Here is a 2,386-nt window from a genome sequence, read left to right on the forward strand (position 1 = left end):
CGACAGCGGCGGTGGCCGGCGCGCTGTCGGGGGCGACACAGGGAGAGACGGCGATCCCAATTAGTTAAGTCCAGCGCACTTCGCGTGTAAAATAATTTGGCCCTTATATAACCGTAAAATTCTTTAAAAGTCTGTGATTGAATATGAAACTTACCAGTTTTAGAATCAAATTTCAGAAAAATTCCTGCGTCCTGGTTCTCTGCATAATCGACACTTCCTTGGTAATCTTTTGTTTCTTTATATTTTTTATTTACATCATCCTCTTCAGTTTTTTGTGCAGCAAGGTATGAATTATATTGGTCTCTAGCCTCTTGAGAATGGATAAAGTTTTGCTCTCTATGCCAATTTTTTGTGGAGTTAAATCCAATAAAAACAGAGATTAATATTAACAGTATTCCTAAACTTAAAACGATTGGTTTGGCTCGTTTCCAAGTAATTTTGTTCAATTTTTTGTTATCCATTCTTTCCTCACTCTCTTTCATCAGTCATCTCATGACCTGAAAACTTGCTTATAAAAATATCTTCTAAAGTTAAAGGAAGTTCTTCAATCAGTAGTGGTTCACAATTGTTTATTCGTTCCATAAGTTCATCACTATAATTTTCAAAAATCACTGTGCTTACTCGGCCTTCATGAGTAATATGCTTCGCTTCTTGTTTGATAAACTGAGGTAATTCATAGTCTTTAAAAGCAATCTGAAGTTTACAGATTGACATTTTTACTGTAGAAAGATTCAATATAGAAACAATAGAGTGTTCTTTAATAAAAGCGACTTGGTCCGCTAGCTTTTCCAACTCATTCAAATTATGTGAAGCTAAAATAATACTTCTCTCTCGATCACTGATTGCATCGATCATTAAATCAACAACCTGTTTCCGTACGATAACATCGAGCCCATCAAGAGGTTCATCTAAGATAATATAGGAACAATTTGAACAAAGCGCAATAATAACGAGGAGTAAGCATTGCATCCCTTTGGAATATTTTTGAAATTGATCATCAGGTAATTGATGTTTTTCGATCAATTCCAAAAATCTCTTACTATCAAAAAGAGGATATAATAGAGAAAAATAACTCTCAATTGTTCGTAATCTCATTTTATTTAATGGTTGATATTGAGGATCAAGGAAAAAAATATCATTCTTTAGACTAACCTCTTTGTTAATATCTTGACCATCAATTGATACCATTCCTTCATCCATCAAATAATGACTGGCTATCGTACGGAATAAAGTGGTTTTACCAGATCCATTTCTTCCCACAATTCCAAAAATACTTCCTAGAGGGATGGATAAATTAATATGTTTCAAAACAACATTACCATCAATCCTCTTACTTAAATTTTGAATCTCCACTTTTACTCCTCCTCCTTTATCCACTCATAGATTAAACTTAATGGAATTTTTGCATATTGTGCTTCAACTAACCATGATTTAAGCTGACTTCTTAATTTTTTTTGTGTCTGAATATCAATTTCTTCATCCTGACCATCATTATTTTTAACAAAAGAACCTCTTCCCTTAATAGTTGTGATTACATTTTGATGCTCTAATTCCTTATAAGCTTTGGCAACAGTATTCGGGTTAACGCCCAACTGCTTGGACATCTCTCGAACGGATAGGATTTTGTCTCCAGCATCAAGAATCCCTTTGGTAATCTCTTTTTTTATATTAAATACAATTTGTTCGTAAATGGCATCTTTATTATTAGGATCAATATGCATAGTTCTCCTTTGCTATGTGTACTATTATACACCATACAATATACTTGTCAAGTATTAATTATTTTACACCTATAGCTTTAGAATAATAATCAATTAAAATTTAAAATAAAAAAGCTCACAACTGTTAAGTTATGAGCTGGTTTATATTTCATTTTCCTGTATAAATTTTATTGAGAGGACTTTTCCATAGAAACATTATTACTATATTTAAGTCTAATCCTTAGAGTAATTACTACCATAAATGGCAACATCTTCAGGAAAATTATCCTCTATTTGTTTTATTTCTATTTTCATTTGTAAATCCTTGTGTTTCAAATAGAGTATTCTTGATAACTTATTATTAAATTTATTTAAGAATTTTATATTTACTTTCTGATATTTTTTCTTTAAAAATTTCAAAAAATATAATCCACGTTGAATTAATTTGTCCGTTCTCCGAAGAAAATATAATTCAACTTCATTTTGTTTTTCATACTCTCTTGTATAGTTAGCTGTATCTATATCTGGATTTTCATAATTAGAAGAATTTTTTTTGAAAATCTTAGACTTTTTGAGTAAATTCATTCCATCTAAGCACACCTGCTCTGTACTTTCCTCCATAAATTTTCTCGAAATATTATGTTTTTGTAAATAATCACATATTGTAATATAAAAGATCGTAAGAG

The 2,386-nt window shown here is 31.0% G+C and carries 4 protein-coding genes; all 4 read right to left on the reverse strand.

Annotated elements, in window-relative coordinates; all coding sequences use genetic code 11:
• Positions 1-482 (reverse strand): hypothetical protein (locus AB0N16_RS41595; RefSeq protein ID WP_365806014.1); only part of this gene is annotated, 482 nt, incomplete at its 3' end.
• Positions 469-1,377 carry an ABC transporter ATP-binding protein gene (locus AB0N16_RS41600; protein WP_351660284.1) on the reverse strand — a complete coding sequence of 303 codons (909 nt, stop codon included), beginning with the start codon at positions 1,375-1,377 and terminating at the stop codon, positions 469-471. The genes AB0N16_RS41595 and AB0N16_RS41600, both read right to left, overlap by 14 nt.
• Positions 1,356-1,721, reverse strand: coding sequence for a GntR family transcriptional regulator (locus tag AB0N16_RS41605; protein WP_017864521.1), 366 nt, complete (start codon positions 1,719-1,721; stop codon positions 1,356-1,358). The genes AB0N16_RS41600 and AB0N16_RS41605 overlap by 22 nt, the downstream gene beginning before the upstream one ends.
• Before the next feature lie 213 nt (positions 1,722-1,934).
• Positions 1,935-2,386: hypothetical protein (locus AB0N16_RS41610; RefSeq protein WP_365806015.1), on the reverse strand; the 452-nt coding region annotated here is incomplete at its 5' end.

This window comes from Streptomyces sp. NPDC051105 (genome assembly GCF_040682795.1).
GTDB lineage: Bacteria > Actinomycetota > Actinomycetes > Streptomycetales > Streptomycetaceae > Streptomyces.

What these genes read in the sequence shown, in the direction of transcription:
- AB0N16_RS41605 (WP_017864521.1), bottom strand. Translation starts at nt 1,721, where the DNA reads ATGCATATTGATCCTAATAATAAAGATGCCATTTACGAACAAATTGTA.